Below are 3,094 nucleotides of genomic sequence, written 5' to 3'. Positions count from 1 at the left end.
CGAGTTCATAGCCGTTAAATTGGCAATATTGCTCTATTTGTGTAATTTGCCCCTCGATGCTATAACCCTCTACTTGTCTCTCTGTGGACACGCGAATGTAGCCTCCTACAAGCTTTTTCTTCATTTTATCCATTATAATCTATCCTTTCTTTAATTATACAATTGATAATTTCATAGTCTGCTTTACAATATTCAGTGGTTCGTTTTTGAAATAGATGCCAGCGAGGCCTTTATTTTTAGAAATATTAATTTCATCAATATAGGGGTACAACATGTTTAGCGTGAAACGTTCTTGAATGATGTTTTGGAAAGCTTTTCGAATTTGATACGCACTGATTGATGATATAGGTTTTGATTGTTGATGTAATGATTGCGTTTGTTCTCTGAACGTTTCTGCATCAATTTTGCCTTGGGCTAATTTTTCTATCAGCTGCTCGTGATTGAGTGTAGTTTTAGTTTCTATATCTCTTTGTCTTTTGAGTCGTTGTTGAATAGTATGGTTTATTTTTGAATAGAGCTGTTGATTTTGAAAGAAGTCCTGACAAGTCGCTAAAACACTTGTTTCTAATTCCTGTGCGTTGATTCCTTTAAATTTACAAACAAAGCGAGCGTTATTCATATTTTGCGGACAGACATAGTAACGCAATGAATGATCTGGTTTTCGGACAGTCATGTTTGTGAGTGTCGAATGACAATAGGGACATTTGATTTTTTGTTTGAGTTGATTTTCTGACGGCTTACGTTCTACTTGTTTCTGAGTTCGGGTAACTTGAGCTTCTTCGTATATCGTTGTACTGACAATAGCTGGGAACATGTTTTCATATTGTCCGTATTGATTGATAACGCGGCCACAGTAATTAGGGTTAAGGATAATATTACGTACTTGATATGGTTTTCGGTTGATTAACTTATTATCTTCTTCCAAATATTGTGCAATTTTTTTATAACCATAGCCTTGAAGGTAATAATTGAACACAGCTTTTATTGTTGGTGCTTTTACTGTGTCTATTGTGAAAGTACCATTATGATAGTGATACCCAAAGGGTGCATGTGTTGTAATCATTTTACCTTGTTTAGCTTTTTCTTTGATTCCATTTTTGACTTGTTCGCCTATATTATCAGATTCTAGTTCGGCCAAGCTGATGAAAATATTGAGTTTGAGCCGATCGAATGCTTTATCCATATCAAAATAGCCATCATGAACGCTTAAGATATGGACATGGTATTTTTGACACAATTTCATGAGTTTTAATGCATTTTTAAGATTGCGATGAAGTCGGTTTAATCTATAACAACATAATACGTCACATTGTCCCTGTTGAATTAGTTCAGTAATTTGTTGATAACCATTCCGCTTATCAGTACGTCCTGATTGTTTATCGCTATAAAAGGTAATGTGTTGAATATTATGTTTTTCGGCTAATACCTTGATGGTTTGTTTTTGTGCTGCTAAAGATTGTTGCTTTGTAGTGCTCTGTCGTAAGTAACCAATTGCTTGTTTCATCCTGTTTCCTCCTTCCACAGTGATAATATATATTTATGAACGAATTTATAGATGAGCCCAACACCAGTGAGGTGTTGGGCGTTATTATTAGTCATCAAAGTGATTGATTTCTTCAATCACTAAATCAGCGAGTAATGTGATTAATTCGTCCATATGGTTCAACCTCCAAATATCAAATTATATTGAATTGATAACATGTTGCATTGTTATTCGTTCACTCTGTGTACTTGGAACAATATGTTCAGTTATCTCTTTTTCATTTATGAATTCAGGGTACAAGTGATAAAATTTTAGTAGCTTCTGTTCCGTTTCAGTTAATACATATTGTTGCATATGGTAGTATCTGTCGATATAATTAACGACAATAGGTTTTTGATGATCATCGACTTCTACTGAATCAATTGTGTAATTTAATAAGTTGACGTTTGTTTTCATTTTTATGCCTCCGATTAATTTAATGAGCTACAACGCATAGCGCGTTGTAGCGATATTTATATTTAGAGTTCTAAATCGCCCTTTTCTTCCCATTCTCTACCATCTTTAACAAATTTGTTGAGTAATTCCTTATTTGTTGTATTATTATCAAATTGCGGTGGTGTGTATGGTTCAGAATTTGAGCTTAAACCGAGAACAGGTGCAAACTCACTAGGCAATACAAGATGGTAGAACAAGATCGTTTTTGTTTTGCCTTGAGTATCTTTGACATTACGTTTGATAGCTATCCGATCGGAATCCATCTGGATATATCCTTCTGCTCTTAAACTATCTATTACATTTTTTACATCTTGGTATTGGTTTTCTTCTAACATATGTTTAAAAACATCTTTAAGCATCTTGACTTGAATGTGATCGTCTTTCAGCTCAATAAGGCCATAATTTTCAGTCATTATGGAGAGTTTTTTACTTTCTGCAAACTTACTACGATTGCGTGCCACGAATTGAACCACACTATCAATCGCTTTGGCCGCCAAACTGCGTTCACTTACGGAATCTACATGATAACTAACTAGGTACTCTCTAACTGCGACCAAATCGATAGGGGTTGCAATTACACGTTCTAATATTCTTGCTGATGTCGTTATTGTTGCATAGCGTTTGAACATTCGAATACCTACATTGTTTGTTTCACTGTTAAGCTGAGTTTTGAACCAATCGTGTTCTCTATGAAACCACTTGATTACTTCAGATTCACGATTTAGAAGATATTCAGCTACTAACGGCATTACGTGTCCATAGTTTTTTGATGTTCCTTTTTTAATGGCGTCCGCATTGTCAGCGCTTGTCGTAAAGGCTTCAGATATTTCGATGCATCTTGCTCTCAAACCATCATTTGCACTAGCATCTTTGAATATTGTGTGTTCTGCTGTACTAATCACACTAGATCCAAAGTGGTGAGGATTTTTTACATTTCCTTCTCGATTAGCACGTAGACGACCTTGCCCCTCTGCTAGGGAATAAAGTAAACCATTTGTATCTTTAAAGGTAGCTGCTGATAATTCATCTAAGGCAATAGGAACACCAAAGTTGTTACTTAAGTATCCTTCAATTGCATTACGGGTGCCGTTCCAACCTCTGAATAATGTTTGGTCA

At 35.3% G+C, this 3,094-nt stretch carries 4 protein-coding genes; all 4 read right to left on the bottom strand.

The features are described from left to right. Positions 1–133: recombinase family protein (locus KA830_RS12825; RefSeq protein WP_210134290.1), on the bottom strand; the 133-nt coding region annotated here is incomplete at its 3' end. Between the two features lie 21 nt (positions 134–154). Beyond that, entirely contained in the window at positions 155–1,504 is a 1,350-nt protein-coding gene (gene ccrA, locus KA830_RS12820) for a cassette chromosome recombinase CcrA (RefSeq protein WP_210123110.1), read from the bottom strand. A 177-nt stretch (positions 1,505–1,681) separates the two neighbouring features. Further along, the gene (locus KA830_RS12815) at positions 1,682–1,939 is read right to left on the bottom strand and encodes a hypothetical protein (RefSeq protein WP_058332293.1); all 258 of its coding nucleotides are present in this window, start codon (positions 1,937–1,939) and stop codon (positions 1,682–1,684) included. Between the two features lie 62 nt (positions 1,940–2,001). After that, the coding region (locus KA830_RS12810; protein ID WP_210134289.1) for a DUF927 domain-containing protein at positions 2,002–3,094 on the bottom strand (1,093 nt) is incomplete at its 5' end.

Source organism: Staphylococcus sp. GDY8P119P (assembly GCF_017892075.1).
GTDB classification, from domain to species: domain Bacteria; phylum Bacillota; class Bacilli; order Staphylococcales; family Staphylococcaceae; genus Staphylococcus; species Staphylococcus ureilyticus.
The sequence above is the reverse complement of the archived record's forward strand: the minus strand, read 5'-3'. Positions and strand labels throughout refer to the sequence as shown.

What these genes read in the sequence shown, in the direction of transcription:
- KA830_RS12815 (WP_058332293.1), bottom strand. Translation starts at nt 1,939, where the DNA reads ATGAAAACAAACGTCAACTTATTAAATTACACAATTGATTCAGTAGAA.
- ccrA (WP_210123110.1), bottom strand. Translation starts at nt 1,504, where the DNA reads ATGAAACAAGCAATTGGTTACTTACGACAGAGCACTACAAAGCAACAA.